A 16,748-nucleotide genomic window follows, 5' to 3' on the forward strand; every position below is an offset into this window, starting at 1 on the left:
ATCAGCCTTCACTATGGGCAAATAGTTGTAATAAATCCAGTGTTTGCTGAATATCTGCAGTGCTGATATCCAAGTGACAGACCCAGCGGATCCGGATTTGTTCGGCGCTGGCGCCTGCGCTGTGCTGCAAATAGTTGCTGCTGGTGAGCTGCACCTGCTGCGCCGCTAAGAACGCCTGCAACTCACGGGCTAATGCCAGAGGCAGATCCGTAAAGACAATATTGGTTTGCGGCTGCTGCACACTTAATTTACCAGCAAAACGGCCTTGCGTGGATAATGTGGTTAAACCCTCAGCCAATAAGCGGGCATGAGCATGATCATCTGCCAGCCGGGCAATATTGTGCTTAAGCGCATATAACCCGGCCGCTGTTAGCACACCTGTCTGACGCATACCGCCACCGAGCATTTTACGGATACGCCGCGCCCTGGTAATCAGCGCTGCAGAGCCCAGCAGCAAGGAACCCACAGGTGCGCCCAGGCCTTTAGATAAGCAAATGGATACTGAATCATAGCCTTGACACAATTGCCGTGCCATCTGTTGCGGTGTGCACTGATGTGCTGGTGCCAGTGCCACAGCAGCATTAAATAAGCGGGCGCCATCGATATGGCAACCAAGCTGCCGCTGTTTAGCCAGTACCGCTACCTGCTGCATATAACTTAGCGGCAGCACCTTACCGCCAACGGTATTTTCAATGACAATCAGCCGGGTACGGGCAAAGTGCGGATCATCGGGTTTTATTGCCGCAGCGATATCCTGCAGCGCCAGGCTGCCATCCGCTTGCAGTTCTATAGGTTGAGGTTGAATCGACCCCAGTACTGCCATGCCGCCGCCTTCCCATTTATAGGTGTGCCATTGCTGGCCTACTATGGCTTCGTCACCGCGCTGGCAATGGCTCATCAGTGCAATCAGATTGGTCTGGGTGCCACTAGGGGCAAACAGCGCCGCTTCAAAGCCCAGTAGCTCTGCGGCATAGCGCTGCAACTCAAGTGTAGTGGGGTCGTCGTTAAACACATCATCGCCAAGCGGCGCATCGTGCATGGCCTGGCGCATAGCGGCACAGGGTTGGGTTACGGTGTCACTGCGAAAGTCAGGCATCTTTTACTCCGGCAATCAGAATAAAGGCAGCCTAAAGCGCACAGCGCCTTTGTGCAATCGCTATCGGTTAAAGCGCAGGTTTTCTCGTCAGAATGAATAAGGGCAGCCTTAGCTGCCCTTAAGTTAGTGCGTTGCGTTTTTAATAGAAGTTAATCCGGAAATCGACACCGAATACCCGCGGTTCATTGACAAAACCGGTCAGGTTATTAAAGTCGATAGCACCTTTTAAATTGTGCTGGTCGGTCACGTTGCGACCAAAAACCCCAACCTCGAAGTTATGCGTATAGTTGATATAGGCTATGCGCAGGCCAGCTTCGTGGTTATTGTTTGAATTAAATTCGGCTGACTCATATAGAAACAGGTTCGTTTTGCCCTGTAATTGATAATCCGCATACAGATAAATTTCTCCGTTGCCGACAGGGATGTCATAACGACCGTTTAAGGTCAGGATGGTTTCTGGTGCCTGTGGGAATGGATTGCCGCTCACCAACGCCTGACCGTCGTTATTCACTGGGTCGCGCACTGTACATCTGCCAGAGCCGCATGGTGCTACTGTCAGGCTATCATCTTTCAGCTCTGTTTTGTTGTAGCTAAAACCACCACCCAGCGTCAGGTATGGTGTGGCACGCCAGTCAAAATCGACTTCAAAACCGTAACCGACGCCCTTATCGGCGTTAATTAGCTGATTACCCTGGGTTTCGCCGCCAATCGCCGACAATTGCATGTCGTCAATGATGTAGTAAAACAAGGCACCGTTTAGCCGTAAGGTGTTGTCGAGCAGATCTGATTTAGCGCCAGCTTCAATAGAACGAATGGTTTCGGCCGCTGCCACCGAAGGCGGTGCTTCAAAGGCCACGTCACGACCCTGAATTGACTGGGCGCGGAAACCTTCAGCCAGCCTTGCAAACAAACTGCTGGTAGCTGTTAAGCGGTAGTTGGCACTGAGCTCCCAACTGATGTTGTCATCAGACACCTTTATAGGCGCATAGTCCTGGATCTGTGCCGCGCCGATCACCAGGGCAAAGCCATCGACATTTTGCTGGCCCACCGAAAAGTTTTTAACATCATCGGTATAGCGAATACCGCCAGTCAGGGTCAGTTGCTCATTCAGCTGATATGAGGTTTGGCCAAATAGCGCCCAGCTGGTATTGCCATGAAAGACTTCAGTAGCGCCGAAAAAGCCGTCAATACTGTTTACTTCAAAACTGGAATCAAAGTAAAAGGCACCGGTTTGCCAGCTGAGTGCCTGATTGGTATCGCTGGCCAGCCGGATTTCCTGGGTAAGTTGCTTTAAGTTACGCAGTTGATCTTCGGTGACCGCCTGAAAAGGGATAAAGCCCGGGCCTGTGGGGTTACCGCCATCAATATCGCCGATGCCGCCGCCATCGGCTTTTTCCAGCGCCGAGATAGTGGTGAGTGTCATGCCATCCAGCGCGAAGTTAAATTTTAATGAGGCGCCCCAGGCGTCATAACTTTGCGGGTTATTGCGCCCTTCGTTGTATGCGACAGTGTCACGCTGGTAATTGTCGTTCAGCTTGTTGCTGCCAGGACTTAAAATGTTAGCGCGAAACAAGGTAGAGGTGCCGTCATAATCACGCGCGTGCAGGTTTAACAAGACATCAAAGCCGTCGGCTTCATACAGCAACTGCAGCCGGCCGGCTTTTTCATCATAGCCACCCAGTGCGTTTTTTTCGCCGGTAAAGCTGTTACTGACCCAGTCGTCGCGGTTAAGCGACATTAATGATAACCGGGCTGATAACTGTTCGGTTAAGCCTCCGCCAACAGCACCTTCCATGTTTAACATGCCAAAACTACCGATGCCAGTTTTAAAGTAGGCATCAAAATCCTGACGTGGCTTTACAGTGTCAAATTTAATAATACCAGCTGTGGTGTTGCGGCCGAATAAGGTGCCCTGAGGGCCACGGATCACTTCCACTGCCTGCATATCAAACAGTGGGAAGCTTTTTAAAATCACGTTTTCCATCACCACGTCGTCGATAATAATCGATACCGGCTGCGAAGCCGCCAGATCAAAATCGGTATTGCCCAGGCCGCGAATATAAAAGCGTGGGGCGGCGCGGCCATTAGAGGTTTCAGCGTACAAGCCCGGCACTTTTACCGCCAGTGCCGTAATATCATCACCACTGGAGAAGATGGCGTTAAAGCGCTCCTGGCTGATAGTGGCCACCGAAATCGGCACTTCCTGAATAGTCTGGCTGCGCTTTTGGGCGGTGATGGTAATGGTTTCCAGCTTGTTTTCCTGGGGTTCTTGCTCAGTGTCCTGCGCTTGCAGCGTTACAGTAAAACCTGCAGCGCCAAGCAAGGCCGCGCGCACAGCCAAAACCAAAGCAGATGTTTTTATGCCTGTCATCTAAGTTACCTTTTAATATCATCACTGAGGAGGAGTAAAATTAGTCTGAGTGACCATGACTAACCGCAAATACCATGCTGGCTAAATATAGCAGTTAGTCGCAGTTTTTACAGTAATTGCCGTAATAAAACCGCAATGGCACTGCAGTGGCTGAACTTTAGTGGCTTAATAGCGTATATTCACAAAGGAGGTAACAAGATGACAGTATTAACCCGGTGCCGACACTGGCTCAGCGCCCTTTGCATTGCTGCTCTGTTTTTTGCTTCCGTGCTGCAGGCTGGCAACAGCGGCTGGCAGCAGTCTACGCATTTGGTCGCTGAGCTGGCCAGTGAATATCACACTGTACAGCCCGGGCAAAAAGTCAGCATAGCGCTGCATTTTGTGCATGACGAGGGCTGGCATACCTATTGGCAAAACCCGGGCGACTCCGGGCTGGCCACCAAGATACACTGGCAGCTGCCTGCCGGCGTTAGTAGCACCGACATACAATGGCCCACGCCAAAAGCGTATCCAATACCGCCACTGAAAAATTACGGCTATGGTGGGCCTGCCGTACTGCTAACCGAACTAATACTGGCAGATGACTTGCCCTTAGGTGAGCTGGTGTTAAGCGCCAAAGCAGACTGGCTGATTTGTGAAGACGTCTGTATCCCGGCCGATGCCCGCTTTTCGCTAACATTGCAGGTGGCTGAGCGTGCTGAGCTGGCAGTTGATTATCAAGCCCTGTTTGCCGATGCCAGAGCGGCCATGCCACAGCTGTTGGCAATAAGCGGTGATTACGATATCGCCGCCAATAGCTTTTCTGCCGTGATTAATGATTTACCGCCAGTGAACTTTAGTCACTTTTTTGTCGCAGCAACTGAGCTGGTGGAGCATGCGCAGCCGCAGCAGTTGTTGTTCAGTGATAACCAGTGGTTGTTGCGCCAGCCACTCAATACCTATTTTAGCGCAGCGCCAGAGGCTTTTGAGCTGGTGATGGTGAGTGAGACAGGGCAGGGTTATAGCTTACCGCTGCTGTTGCGCGCTGTCGAAGGTGAAGTGTCAGGTGGTACGCCGGTATTGGTAACCCGTGGTGATTTAGCCGGTACAGGCCTGTGGCTGGTGTTGCTGATGGCGGCAACAGGCGGCCTGATCTTAAATCTGATGCCCTGTGTGTTTCCGGTGTTATCACTGAAGGCGCTGAGTATTGCTGCTAATACCGGCCAGCGCGCTCAGCAACGTCAAGACGCACTCTGGTATACGCTGGGCGTGGTACTGAGCTTTGTCGCGCTGGCCTTAGTGTTATTGGCGCTGCGTGCTGCCGGCAGTGCTATTGGCTGGGGCTTTCAGTTACAAAGCCCGTTATTGGTGGCTTTATTGGCTTATCTGTTGTTTGCGCTAGGCTTAAGTTTATCCGGTGTGGTGCAGTTTGGCCTGGGTTTAATGAGCACTGGTGCAGGTCTGACGCAAAGCAAAGGCGCTAAAGGCAGCTTTTTTACCGGCGTGCTGGCGGTGATTGTCGCTAGCCCTTGTACTGCGCCCTTTATGGGCGGGGCCTTAGGTTATGCGGTGACTCAGCCGGCTTATCTGGCGCTACTGGTGTTTGTTGCGCTGGGGCTGGGTATGGCGCTACCGTTTTTGTTACTGGCCTATATTCCGGTGCTGGCCCGCGCGCTGCCAAAACCGGGCGCCTGGATGGATACCTTAAAGCATCTGCTGGCTTACCCCTTGTATTTAAGTGCGGTCTGGTTAGCCTGGGTCTTTGGCCGTCAAACCGGTATTGATGCACTGGCCTTGTTATTGTGCGGCATGGTGGCAATAGCGGCCGCGTGTTGGTTATGGGGCCGCTGGCAGTTTAGCCGTCAGGGCCGGCTGATGCCGGTAATGGCGCTGGGCTTAATACTGGTAGCCGTTGCGGCGGTAAGTGTGGCGCCAGCAAACGAGCAGCAACAAACTGCAGCGGGCGCGCACTGGCAAAGCTGGAGTGCCGCTAAGCTGGCCGAGCTCAGAGCCAGCAATACTCCGGTACTGGTGAACATGACCGCCGATTGGTGCATAACCTGCTTAGTGAATGAGCGGGTGGCACTGAATACCGACAGCAGTAAGGCGGCGCTTGAGCAATATGGCGTAAGCTATTTAAAAGGTGACTGGACGCGGCGTGACGACGCCATTACTGCCTATTTACATCAGTATCAACGTGATGGTGTACCACTGTATGTGTTGTACTGGCCCGGGCAGCCGCCAAAATTGCTGCCACAGATTTTAACGCCTGATACGCTCAGGCAAACCTTTGACTCCTTGAGTCAGCCATCACAAGTCGTTAATTAATCGAGCAACAGGAGTCATGATCATGAAACTAGCTAAACTGGTTAGCGCCGCCGGCGCCATCTTATTCGCCGCCACTCTGGCTGCGGCACCGCAAGTGGGTGCACCGGCCCCCGACTTTACTGTGAAAGACTCAAACGGCCAGAGCCATAGCCTGAAAGACTTTGCCGGTAAAAATGTGGTGCTGGAGTGGACCAATCATGACTGCCCCTTCGTGGTTAAACACTACACCGGCAACATGCAACAACTGCAAACAGAACTGACGGCGCAAGATGTGGTGTGGCTGAGTGTGATTTCATCGGCCCCCGGCAAGCAAGGCCATGTCAGCAGCGCTAAGTCTGACGAGCTGACTGCCAGTCGCAATGCAGCACCTACTGCCGTATTGTTTGATGAAAACGGCGCTATGGGCAAGGCCTATGATGCCCGTACCACGCCACATATGTATGTGATTGATAAAAACGGCGTACTGCAGTACATGGGCGGTATCGACAGTGTCCCCTCAGCCAATGCTGCCGATATCCCCAAAGCAACGCCATACTTTGCCAACGCCGCCAAAGCGGTACTGGCAGGGCAAACGCCGGATCCGGCCGTTACCCGGCCTTATGGCTGTAGTGTGAAGTACTAAAACTGCGCCATTTTTTTTGGAATATATGGCGCAGCTTTGTCAACTGCGCCATAAACGGCGCCATTAAGTTGATGACTATAGGTTTAAAATAGCCAAATAAATCCGGCTTGAGCCCTCATGTGACGAGTAATAGCTGATGTAAAGGGTATTGCCTTGCAGCACCATGCCGGCATAGCTGCAATCACCGCCTGAGGGCAGGGCTTGCCATTCGGTCAGTTTGCCGCTGTCTCTGTCTATCCAGCACAGGCTGGTTCGTACCAGGTTGTCATATAACCTGACACACGCCAGCAGGCGGCCATCGGCAAGCTGCAGCCATTGCGGCCCGCCAATACGACAACCTATATCCTGCCACTGCCAGTTGGTGTAGGGCGGCTGGCTGTAGCCAAATAAGCCAGAGTCAGGATCGCGGCGTAACAGGCATAAGGCCGTGCCGTCCGGCTCGAACAGCAGGCCGCTTTCGTTGGCATAGCTGCCACTGATTAAATCGGTTAAGGGCTGTAGCCTTTGTGCTGTTGCGCCCTGATATAAACGCACTAACTTGTTCGGGCCCACCCGGTACCCAACTGCGAAATATTGTTGTATTTGTGGCTGCCTTGCGATACGCCAAAGCCAGATATTTGGCTCACCCACCGGTATGGCCGTTGACCAGCTTAACCCGTCGGCTGATTGCCAGATATAAGACTGATGACTTTGCTGCTGACGGTTATGTAAGGCGCCGGCGCCGAGTATCAGCAGGCTGTCATCTGCTTGTATGTATAATTTGGCATCACGTAAATCGGCATCGCTGGCGCTTAACAGGGCGACACTGTGCCAGCTGTTACCCAGATCGGTGGAGCGTAACAGCCGAAAAGCACCATCGGCTGAGACATGAGCACTGCCTTCGCGAAACACGCACCATAATGCCTGCCTGAACCAGATGAGATCAGTAAAGGCATTATGTGCCGCTTGTTGCCAGATACAGCGTGCTGTGATCATATGGTCTCCCGCAACCAGCAAAGATATGTTTGTTGTGCAGTGCCCTTAAAGCTGCACGCTAATAATCTTTTAAAGCGGCTTTGAGTTGTTTGCCAACACCATAACCTAAGCTGATAGCCTTATCTATATTCGCCATGCCTTCCGTCTTTTGTCCGTCGATAATTTGTTGCGCACCAAACCAGGCCAGAGATGCCGGGTCTTGCTGTTGTGCCAGGTAGCTAAGCCAACCATTCGTTGTATTGTATGTGCTGAGCGTTTGTTGAGCCGGTAAATAACCACTTTCTGCCGCTTGTTGTAGCCAAAACTCCCCTCGGTATCTCTCCGCAACTGGATTCTGCTGAGTAATAAAAATGTAGTCCCCTATACCTCTTCCTTGTGGTTTAGTTAAGCGATAACGGCCTGCTGGTAAACCAAATGAATGCCCCAATAAATCTTCTGGTTTCAAATGACTTCGGTTGATGCGATTGACTTCACTCACTATCCCATTGTCATCCAGAGTTAGCTCGACCTGGCCTTCAAAATTGGGAAAAATGGCCTCGGCGGTGAGTCCACCAATCAACTGTCTAAAATCTGGCTCAAACAGTTGCAGCTCTAATTGCTCTAAATCGCTGTAACTGGAGATGGCTCGTGCTTCTGCCAACTGCATTAACCTTGCCAGTTGATACTGGGCGCTTGGGTTTCCCTGGCTGGCATTGCGCCATAAATTATCTTGTTGCAGCAATTCTGTGAACTTTTGCACATGAATGCCAGGCCCAAAGGTAACATTCGAGAAAAAGGAATAAATTGACGCTTTTTCGCTTGGATTATACCGGTTTCTGGATATGCCATTGATCGCCGCGCTTTCGAACAGACCCTCGGGCATCGAATCCGTCAGTTCTACCACCAGTACTTTGCCATCACGACCTATCAACTGCCGACCCTTTACGTAGCCAAATAATGAGTCTTTCAATACCCGGCGGCTCAAACTAATCCGTCCGCGCTCGATTATATGCCTGTCATTGTAATGCTTTTGACGCTTTATCTTTAAGTTAGCAAGTAAGGTGGTCGCTTGCGCTCTGGCGTCAGCTTGTTCCGCGGCCGATAAGCCTTGCTCTAACTCGAGGACCCGCGCTTTCGCGCCGGGAAGCGGATATCCTGATGCAACATAGAGGTAACTGAGAGCCTGCACTTTGTCAGCTGTCTGGCCCTGGCCTTGTTCTGCCATGGTGCTTAAAAGCGACATAGCATGAGCGCTGCCATACTGCATCAGATGCTGCAGTAGGCTGCGGGCCTTGTCGTAATCACCTTGCTGGTAAGTGTTGAGGGCATCAACTCTGCTAATTACTGCTTTTGCATGCTGATCCTGTGGTAGCTTTTGCCGCAACAAAATAAGAAGGCTGTTAACCGGAGCCATTCGATCATTTTGCATCCGGTTTTGCAATACGGTGTTAAAATCCTGATCGGGCAACCCCAGATTGCTTGTTAGCTCCATTCGTTGCAGGGGCGCAGGCTCTTGCATGTCTTGAGCCATGGCCGTTATCGCACAGAATGCTGCAATACAAAGGAATGGTCTGGCGCTAATCATTAGCTTGGTTGTTATCATTTATAATTATTCCAAAAAACGGGTGACTTAATCCGTTTGCAGGGCGGTAATAGGATCCAACTCTGAGGCTTTGATCGCCGGATAAACGCCAAAAGCAACACCAATAAGGGCGCAGATACTGAAACTGAGTACTATGGCTGGTATCGACCAGGACACGGCCCAACCGGAATAAAAGGCGATCAGCTCCGATAAAATAATGCCAAATAAAATACCCAGCATGCCGCCGACAATGGCAATGGTAAAACTCTCGGCGACAAACTGCAATTTTATATCACGCCGGGTCGCGCCTATGGCACGCAGCAGGCCAATTTCTTTGGTGCGCTCCAACACGGTGGCCAGCATAATATTCATTATGCCAATACCGCCCACCAGCAACGAAATACCGGCAACGCAGGACATGACGATATTAAAAATCTGCTGGGTTTGCTTTTGCTGCGCCAGTAGGGCGGCCGGTACGATTAGGGTGTAATCATCAATATCGTTATGCCGTTGCTTCAATAAAAAATCCAGCGCCCGGGCAATCACCGCACTGTTGCTGTTTTCGGCTAGTTGTAAGCGGAAGGAGCTTAGCTCAGCGGCCAGCGGTTCCGCCTTAAAGCGGTTGCGGGCAGTATTCAATGGCATAAACAACTGGTTTTGCTCACCACCGAGTTTTACCCCCTGAAACTCATTATTGTTACTGTAGGGTTCGGCTAATACACCGACCACTTGCAACCAGACATGATTCACTTTTACCTGCTGTCCTAACGCATTACCCTGCGGGAATAAAGTGTTGGCCATCTGTGCGCCCAGTACCGCCACCTGAGCCGCGTACAGCTGGTGCTGCTCGGTAAAGTTCGCGCCCGCGGCAAAGGGCAGGCTGCTTAACTCCATATAGCTGGGCGTAACCCCGATGGCCTTGCCATCACTTTTACCGTAATGGCTGATAATGGCGTAGGTTTCAATTTGCCGCTCGGCGCTGTAACCGGTGATATCAGGCAGGGTCGTTACCGCCGCATGAATATCACTCATGCTTAAGCCCAGCGAGTGTTTGCGCTGCTCCAGCAAGGCACGCTCGTCGGCCGGCTGGCTTTGGACAATAATGTTGCGCAAGCCCATGGTTTCAATGGTTTTTAATGCTTCGCGTTCGGCGCCCTCGCCAATATTCAGCATGGCAATTACCGCGCCTACCCCAAATATCATGCCCAGCAGAGTTAAAAAAGTGCGTAACTTATGCTGTGCCAGTTCGGCCAGGGTGTCTTTCATCATGGCGCTATGTTTCATCGGTTAGTCTCCTACTGCGACAAGCGCTATGGTGTCACCAGCCTTGAGGCCACTGAGTACTTCGGCATGGGTCAGGCTTTTCTCGCCTATGGTCACCGGCTGTTTTTCATAACTGCGGCCCTGGCGTTTCCAGACAAATAATTGCTGCTGTTCGTTAAAAATGGCTTGCAGCGGTATGCTTATCACTTGCGGTTTTTCGGCGGCAAAGATTTCTGCTCTGAGCTTGGCACCGGGTAAAAAATGCGGTAACTGCTCAGTCGGCGCTACTATCACCTCAATATAACGGCGCGGATCACGCCGCTCACGCGATTGCGCCACCTGACCGACAGTTAACACTTCACCGCTTAACCGCTCGGAAGGCCGCGCCGACAGGCTGAACGCTACTCTTTGGCCGGGGGCTAAACCAATGGCTTCCTGTTCGATGATATGCAAGCGCACATGCTGTAAGCTCAAATCAGGAATGCTGCCAATACGCTCACCCGGGAACACCATGCCACCTACTTCCGGCTTTTCGCCGCGCCAGTTCGTTTCGAGCAGCAGAATACCGCTATGCGGCGCGCGAATTTCCAATGCCGCCAGCCCCGTTTCAGCTTGCTCTAATAAGCTTTGTTGCTGGCCTAATTGCAGTTGCAGCAAATCCAGCTCACCCTGAGAGCGGCTGGCAAAGCTCGATTCCTGCCAGTTCAGATAGGCTTTTTTCTCGGCTAAAAACTCTTTGTTTTGCATAGAATCCAGAATTTCCAACTGCGAACGGATCTGAACATCATCAATACTAAAGCGGTCGGCAAAGCTGAACTCCTGCACCACCAGGCGCTGATCTAAACCGATACTGGTCATTTCCGCGCTTTGCTCAGCATTTTTAAACTGTTTATTAGCCTGTACCGTGCGCAGGGCATTATCTGCTTCGCGCTGGCTGCGGCTAAGCTGGGTGGCATCAAAACGGATCACCAGATCGCCCGGTGCTACTTCGCTGTACTCGGCAGCAACTTCGGCAATAAAGCGTGGGCCCCGGGTATTGCGCGGGGCATTAATACTGACCGAATTGACCGCAAACAGCTCTCCCTCGGCCACGATCCGGTGTTGCAGGGTGCTGCGTTCAAGCTGGATATGCGGCACCGTATCCGGGCTGTCGCTACAGGCCAGCAGGCTTAATGCCAGCGGCAAACAAACTAGCCAGCGCCGCTTAATAAAGGGGTTAGTCGGCATTAGTTGCTTCCTCAAAAACGGCTGCAGGGCTCAGGGCAATTTGCAGGCGGGCACTCATACCCGGGCGCATAATGGTTAAATCCAGTTGTTCAATACGAATACTGGCATCGATTACCCGGCTCAGGTTGTCGGCCGATTTATCCCGTACCGCATTACCCAGGCTGCTGATTTCACCGTTAAAACTGCGCTCAGGGTAGGCATCAAGACTAATAGACACGCGCTGGCCCAGGCGCAACGATTTTAAGTCGATTTCATCAATTTCAGCACGGATATATAAGCTGTCGAGCTGGCTGACTTCGGCAATCGGCTGGCCAAATTGCACTGAGTCGCCGACTGAGGATTTTTCGCCCTGAAAATTCGGTACATACACCATGATGCCGGTAAAGGGCGCTTTAATGCTCATCGAGGCGATATCACTTTGCAGCTGGTTCACCTCGGCCTGCAAGCGGCCAATTTTTGATTTCAGCATTTGTTCTTCCGCTGCCCTTTGCTGCTGATGAAATGCCAGCCGGCTTTGCGCCAGCTGATACTGGCTGCTGGCAATGGTATAGTCAATTTGGGCTTTGCGTCTGTCGTTGGCCGAGCGTGACTGATCAACAATTTCGGCTTTGCGCTTATCGCGATCATAATCATTTTTACGTTCGGCCAGCGCCAGCTTTAGCTCTTCATGCCGTTGTTCGTCCTGAGTCAGCCGGTTAGCCAGCTCTTGCTCAGCACTGCGCAGTTCTATACTTTTATTGCGCAGTTCGTCCTGCAGGCTTTGCGCATCAAAGGCAATGACCGGGGCGCCGGCTTCTAACAGCGCACCTTCAGCAGCTAACTCGCGAATATTGTATTGCCATAAGCGCCCGACACTGGGCGGCGACACTTTAAAAGACTGCTCTGCAGTCAGCTGGCCGGTGGCACGCACTGTGCTTTGGGTAGTCGGGGTGCTGCCCGTCTGGCTGTCAGGTTGGCAGGCCAGCAATACTAAGCTGGCGAGGCCGATAAACAATGCTTTCATGGCAGACTCCCTTCAATTAATAAACCCATGCCGAGCATAGGGTCATCAATCGGTAGCTGTTCAGCGGCAAAACGTGCTCTGTAGTACTGGGCATTGCCCCAGGACAACCGTTTTTCACCTTGCTGCGCCAGTTGCACCAGCGTTACGCTAAAGGGTTGCTGCGGTGCTATATCAAAACGCGCAGTCAGCGAAGTTATTTGCCGTAAGCGCGGAATATCCACTTCATGCACCCAGGCTTCGACGTATAAGCCTTGTTGCTCAGTGACTTCGGCAATCAGCCAGCCGGGCTGTGCCGTAGTGCCGGCAAACAGCTTGGTGCGATACCAGGGATGTAAACCATAGCTGATGGCCCCATCGCGCTCGGCATAAATGCTCATACGCTCGAGCATTTGTTCGGCTTCCTGTAAATCCGCGGCGGTTTTGCTAATCACTAATTGCTGCTTTTCCAGCTCAGTTATCTGGGCACTGCGCGCCGTACTCAGGTCTTCATTGGCTTTTTTCAGCTCGGTTATTGCCCGTTGTTGTAACAGCTGGTTGTTTTCATAATCATACAGGCTGAGATTACCAGCAGGCACGCCGGCATCAATATTGGCTTTTTCCAGTAATAACTGGCGGCGCTGTACTTCATACTCGGCTTCCATCACCCGCTGGGCATTCTGGCTTTCTATCTGTTTTAACTGCTCTAGCGCACTGTTTAACTGGTTACGTAAGCGTTCTATGTTGGCTTGCGTGCTGCCGGCGTCAAACACCGCTATCAGCTCACCGGCTTTCACCGGCTCTTGCTCAGGCTTTAGCCACTGCACCTGAATGCGCCAGTTGTCACTCATTGGCGCTACCACGGTTTGCCGGTGTTCAGACACCAGGCTGCCCGTCAGTAACAGCGGCAGCTCGCTGCTGCTTTGCTGCGCCAGCAAGACGCTCAATAGCATAGTGGTCAGGCTTGGCATAACGAATCCTCAATAATAATGCCATCGCGCATGCGGATCACCCGCTGCGCATAAGCAGCAATCTCATCTTCATGGGTTACCATCACTACGGTATTGCCCTGCTGATGTAAGTTGGTCAGTAACTGCATAATTTCGACCGAGGTTTTACTGTCAAGGTTGCCGGTAGGTTCATCGGCAAAAATCACCTTGGGGCTGTTAACCAGGGCGCGGGCAATAGCAACCCGCTGGCGCTGGCCGCCTGACATTTCATAGGGTTTGTGGTCCATACGATGGCCAAGGCCTACTTGCTGCAGCAAATGCTCAGCGCGTTGCAGTGCAATCTCGGTGGGGATATCGGTATAGCGCAGCGGCAGCGCAACGTTTTCAGCGGCAGTCAGTCTGGGTAATAAATGAAACGACTGAAAAATAAAGCCGATGTGCTGATTACGCATCGCCGACAGGCTGGTGTCATCTAAGCTACTGACCGGTTGCCCGGCCAGCGCATATTGGCCACTGCTGGGGGTGTCGAGGCAGCCAAGGATATTCATCAGCGTCGATTTACCCGAACCAGAGCTGCCCATAATGGCAACAAATTCGTTTTCTTTAATGCTCAGGCTGACATCCCGCAGCGCGTGCACCTGGGTGTCACCGCTGCCAAATACCTTGCTCAGTCCTTTGGCTTCTATCATGGCAAGTCTCTGTTTCTGCTATGGTCACGCAGTGTGCCACAGCCATACCCAAAGATGAAATAATGCCAGGGTAAAGCCTGAGCTTAAAAGTGTAAGCGTTTGTAAAATCGACCTTACTGTAGATATTGCACCAGGTTCAGCACTTGGCTGATATTGGCCAGCCCAGTGCGCTGCAAAATTAATTGCCGGCCCAGTGCCAGCGCCCGCTGCTCGGCCTGTGCTCGTAACGAGGCGTTGCTGATGCTGTCCAAATCAGCCACATGCGCCAGGCCAACAGTGCGGCGAATAAGCTCGCAGCCGGCATAACCCAGGCTATCGGCCAGCACTTGCTGTAAAAACTGTTGCTGGTAATGGCTATTTTGCAGGGCGGCATCCCGGCATTCGCTGGCCATTAACTGGCTAAACTGCTGGCTAAACTCTTGCCATAAGGTGCTTACTTGCTGCAATAGGTATTGCTCTTGCTCGGCTGCTTGCTGCGGCTGTGCAAAGCGCCCGGGACAGGCAACATAATTCAGCAGTAAGTTGCCGATAAGCGAGCCAAGGTCAAAGCCTATAGGGCCATAAAAGCCAAACTCGGCGTCGATCACTTTGCAGTTGTCTTCTTTAATAAAAATACTGCCGCTGTGCAGATCACCATGTAATAACGCCTGGGGTTTCGATAAAAAGTCAGCTTTTAAGCTGGCCACTTCGGCCTGTAAGGCTTGGTCGTGCCAAAGTTTTTGTGCGTCGGCCAGAATAGCACTGTGAATATTATTGCGCTCATGGTTGCAGTAGGGATCGCTAAAAAACAAATCTTCGGTAATCAGACACAGCTCCGGGTTTAAAAGGCGGCTGACTGCGGCCTTTTTTGCCGGGCCGCTTAAGTAAAAGTCGCTGCTGTAAAATAAGCTCTGTGCCATGTAAGTCGCCATTTGCCCGGCTAAATGCTTAAACTGTTTACCGGCAATCAGCTCGTGGCGCAAAATCTGGTAGGCTTTTAAGTCTTCCAGCAGTATGGCCGACAGCTCAGCGTCAAAATGCAGCACTTCTACGGTATGCTGCGGACACACCCGGCCATGTTGCTCTAGTACTTCTGCCTCTATGCGGGCGCGGTCTGTGGTCAGCGGCCAGCTTTCGCCAACACAACGGGCATAAGGCAGCGCTTGTTTGACAATCAGCGAGCTGCCTTTATCATTTTGCACCCGGAACACCAGGTTAAGGTTACCATCGCCAAATTCGGCAGCCGTTAACTGGCTGTGCTCACCAAAGAGGCCGCTATGTTTATCGGCAAAGGCTTTGGCATCATCGGGCTTAAAAATATGATAGGCCGCCATCAGGCACTCCGTACTTGAATAACATTAAGATGCTCTGCATAATCGCAAAACTTCTAGACGTCTGCAACGCTAAATGGGAATAAGCTATGCAAAACCTGACAGCACTGAGCCTGAAAACCACTGACGGCACCCTGTATGTGCTGGATCAAACTCTGCTGCCACAACAGCAGCAATGGCGCGCTTGTCGCAGTGTGGCGCAGCTGGTCGGCATGATTAAGCAGTTGCAACTGCGTGGCGCGCCGGCTATTGGCATTGGTGCCTGCCTGTTGTTGGCGCTGCGGGCAGAGCAGGGCGTCAGCCGGCAGCAATTGCAGCAGGATGCTGAAATATTGCGCGCCGCCAGGCCAACCGCCGTTAATTTGATGAACAATATCGACAGCATGCTGCACGCTTTGGCCACGCCAGATTACGCTACCGCCGCTGTGGCCTGTGCCGAAGCGCTGTTTGCCGAAGATGTAGCCTTATGCCAGCAAATGGCCGCACATGGTGCCGCCTTAGTACAACCGGACGAGCAGCTGTTAACCCACTGCAATACCGGCGGCCTGGCTACCGCAGGGGTTGGCACTGCCCTGGGGGTGATTAACCTGGCCCATCAGCAGGGTAAAAATATCCGGCTCTGGGTCGATGAAACCCGACCCTTGCTACAAGGCGGGCGTTTAACGGCCTGGGAGTGCCAGCAGCTGGGCATTCCTTATCAGCTTATTTGTGACAATATGGCGGCCATGCTGATGGCGCGCGGCCAGGTAGACCGCCTTTTTGTCGGCGCCGATCGCATCGCCGCCAATGGCGATTTTGCCAATAAAGTGGGTACCTATAGCCTAGCCGTGCTGGCGCAGTATCATCAGGTACCCTTTTATGTAGTGGCACCGCACACCACCGTCGATTTAAATTGCCCGGATGGCAGTGTTATTCCAATAGAGCAGCGCGACGCCAGTGAAGTGCGCGGTGTCTGCGGCGCTTTCGTCCAGACGACCTTCCATCAGATCATCTGGGCCCCACAAGATGCACCGGTATTTAACCCGGCCTTCGACGTTACCCCAGCCAGTTTAGTCACCGGCTGGGTGTTGGATACTGGGGTGTATTCGCAGCAAGATATCGCCAGTGGCGTGTTGCAGCAGTTAGTTTAGCCACCTCGGGGGTCAGGCCTTGCTTTTTGCGTTAAGCAACAAAGCTGTTAACAAATGCAAAAAGCAAGGCCTGACCCCTAGGCATATAAAGGTCAGCTGCGGGATGTCACCAAGGCCTATAAAGCGAAAATGAGTTTACCGAAGCCAACGCCGGAACAAAGTGTTTGAACTGTACGATGGCCTGAAAAACGGAAATGAGCAAAGCACATAAAAAAAGCCCGGCTAAATTAACCGGGCAAAGGACAAGGATAGATAGGGTTGAGTAATC

The 16,748-nt window shown here is 52.2% G+C and carries 13 protein-coding genes; 3 read left to right on the forward strand and 10 right to left on the reverse strand.

The features are described 5' to 3' along the window. Window position 1: 1 nt before the first annotated feature. Entirely contained in the window at window positions 2-1,096 is a 1,095-nt protein-coding gene (gene ltaE / locus V7D78_RS02550) for a low-specificity L-threonine aldolase (RefSeq protein WP_333606859.1), read from the reverse strand. A gap of 139 nt (window positions 1,097-1,235) precedes the next feature. Further along, window positions 1,236-3,467 carry a TonB-dependent receptor gene (locus V7D78_RS02555; RefSeq protein WP_333606860.1) on the reverse strand — a complete coding sequence of 744 codons (2,232 nt, stop codon included), beginning with the start codon at window positions 3,465-3,467 and terminating at the stop codon, window positions 1,236-1,238. A gap of 198 nt (window positions 3,468-3,665) precedes the next feature. On the opposite strand from V7D78_RS02555, the gene V7D78_RS02560 reads away from it, so the two are divergent. Further along, window positions 3,666-5,774 (forward strand): protein-disulfide reductase DsbD family protein, encoded by a 2,109-nt coding sequence (locus V7D78_RS02560; protein ID WP_333606861.1) that lies wholly within the window; start codon window positions 3,666-3,668, stop codon window positions 5,772-5,774. 22 nt (window positions 5,775-5,796) lie between these two features. Beyond that, window positions 5,797-6,396 carry a redoxin domain-containing protein gene (locus V7D78_RS02565; RefSeq protein ID WP_333606862.1) on the forward strand — a complete coding sequence of 200 codons (600 nt, stop codon included), beginning with the start codon at window positions 5,797-5,799 and terminating at the stop codon, window positions 6,394-6,396. 75 nt (window positions 6,397-6,471) lie between these two features. On the opposite strand, the gene V7D78_RS02570 is transcribed toward V7D78_RS02565, so the two are convergent. The 8 genes from V7D78_RS02570 to mtnK all read right to left on the reverse strand — a co-directional run bounded on the left by V7D78_RS02570 (window position 6,472) and on the right by mtnK (window position 15,353). After that, the gene (locus V7D78_RS02570; RefSeq protein ID WP_333606863.1) at window positions 6,472-7,371 is read right to left on the reverse strand and encodes a sialidase family protein; all 900 of its coding nucleotides are present in this window, start codon (window positions 7,369-7,371) and stop codon (window positions 6,472-6,474) included. Window positions 7,372-7,429: 58 nt separating this feature from the next. Then, the gene (locus tag V7D78_RS02575; RefSeq protein ID WP_333606864.1) at window positions 7,430-8,869 is read right to left on the reverse strand and encodes a hypothetical protein; all 1,440 of its coding nucleotides are present in this window, start codon (window positions 8,867-8,869) and stop codon (window positions 7,430-7,432) included. Window positions 8,870-8,980: 111 nt separating this feature from the next. Beyond that, a complete protein-coding gene (locus V7D78_RS02580) occupies window positions 8,981-10,216 on the reverse strand; it encodes an ABC transporter permease (protein WP_333606865.1) in 1,236 nt (411 codons plus the stop codon). A gap of 3 nt (window positions 10,217-10,219) precedes the next feature. Continuing rightward, the gene (locus tag V7D78_RS02585) at window positions 10,220-11,422 is read right to left on the reverse strand and encodes an efflux RND transporter periplasmic adaptor subunit (RefSeq protein WP_333606866.1); all 1,203 of its coding nucleotides are present in this window, start codon (window positions 11,420-11,422) and stop codon (window positions 10,220-10,222) included. Continuing rightward, window positions 11,412-12,425 carry an HlyD family secretion protein gene (locus V7D78_RS02590; RefSeq protein ID WP_333606867.1) on the reverse strand — a complete coding sequence of 338 codons (1,014 nt, stop codon included), beginning with the start codon at window positions 12,423-12,425 and terminating at the stop codon, window positions 11,412-11,414. Before V7D78_RS02590 ends, V7D78_RS02585 begins: the two co-directional genes overlap by 11 nt. Further along, a complete protein-coding gene (locus tag V7D78_RS02595) occupies window positions 12,422-13,372 on the reverse strand; it encodes an HlyD family secretion protein (RefSeq protein WP_333606868.1) in 951 nt (316 codons plus the stop codon). The genes V7D78_RS02590 and V7D78_RS02595 overlap by 4 nt, the downstream gene beginning before the upstream one ends. After that, window positions 13,360-14,040, reverse strand: a complete 681-nt coding sequence (locus tag V7D78_RS02600) for an ABC transporter ATP-binding protein (protein WP_333606869.1) — start codon at window positions 14,038-14,040, stop codon at window positions 13,360-13,362. Before V7D78_RS02600 ends, V7D78_RS02595 begins: the two co-directional genes overlap by 13 nt. A 113-nt stretch (window positions 14,041-14,153) precedes the next feature. Further along, on the reverse strand, window positions 14,154-15,353 hold the full coding sequence (gene mtnK / locus V7D78_RS02605; RefSeq protein WP_333606870.1) for an S-methyl-5-thioribose kinase: 1,200 nt from the start codon (window positions 15,351-15,353) through the stop codon (window positions 14,154-14,156). 86 nt (window positions 15,354-15,439) lie between these two features. Between mtnK and mtnA the strand changes: the two genes are divergently transcribed. Continuing rightward, entirely contained in the window at window positions 15,440-16,480 is a 1,041-nt protein-coding gene (gene mtnA, locus V7D78_RS02610; protein WP_333606871.1) for an S-methyl-5-thioribose-1-phosphate isomerase, read from the forward strand. The last annotated feature ends 268 nt before the right edge of the window (window positions 16,481-16,748 follow it).

Origin of the sequence: Arsukibacterium sp., assembly GCF_036735525.1 — a bacterium.
Taxonomy (GTDB): Bacteria; Pseudomonadota; Gammaproteobacteria; order Enterobacterales; family Alteromonadaceae; genus Alishewanella.

Bases quoted from the DNA above. Each gene is read 5' to 3' on its own strand.
- ltaE (WP_333606859.1), bottom strand. From the start codon at position 1,096: ATGCCTGACTTTCGCAGTGACACCGTAACCCAACCCTGTGCCGCTATG.
- V7D78_RS02555 (WP_333606860.1), bottom strand. From the start codon at position 3,467: ATGACAGGCATAAAAACATCTGCTTTGGTTTTGGCTGTGCGCGCGGCC.
- V7D78_RS02560 (WP_333606861.1), top strand. From the start codon at position 3,666: ATGACAGTATTAACCCGGTGCCGACACTGGCTCAGCGCCCTTTGCATT.
- V7D78_RS02565 (WP_333606862.1), top strand. From the start codon at position 5,797: ATGAAACTAGCTAAACTGGTTAGCGCCGCCGGCGCCATCTTATTCGCC.
- V7D78_RS02570 (WP_333606863.1), bottom strand. From the start codon at position 7,371: ATGATCACAGCACGCTGTATCTGGCAACAAGCGGCACATAATGCCTTT.
- V7D78_RS02575 (WP_333606864.1), bottom strand. From the start codon at position 8,869: ATGCAAGAGCCTGCGCCCCTGCAACGAATGGAGCTAACAAGCAATCTG.
- V7D78_RS02580 (WP_333606865.1), bottom strand. From the start codon at position 10,216: ATGAAACATAGCGCCATGATGAAAGACACCCTGGCCGAACTGGCACAG.
- V7D78_RS02585 (WP_333606866.1), bottom strand. From the start codon at position 11,422: ATGCCGACTAACCCCTTTATTAAGCGGCGCTGGCTAGTTTGTTTGCCG.
- V7D78_RS02590 (WP_333606867.1), bottom strand. From the start codon at position 12,425: ATGAAAGCATTGTTTATCGGCCTCGCCAGCTTAGTATTGCTGGCCTGC.
- V7D78_RS02595 (WP_333606868.1), bottom strand. From the start codon at position 13,372: ATGCCAAGCCTGACCACTATGCTATTGAGCGTCTTGCTGGCGCAGCAA.
- V7D78_RS02600 (WP_333606869.1), bottom strand. From the start codon at position 14,040: ATGATAGAAGCCAAAGGACTGAGCAAGGTATTTGGCAGCGGTGACACC.
- mtnK (WP_333606870.1), bottom strand. From the start codon at position 15,353: ATGGCGGCCTATCATATTTTTAAGCCCGATGATGCCAAAGCCTTTGCC.
- mtnA (WP_333606871.1), top strand. From the start codon at position 15,440: ATGCAAAACCTGACAGCACTGAGCCTGAAAACCACTGACGGCACCCTG.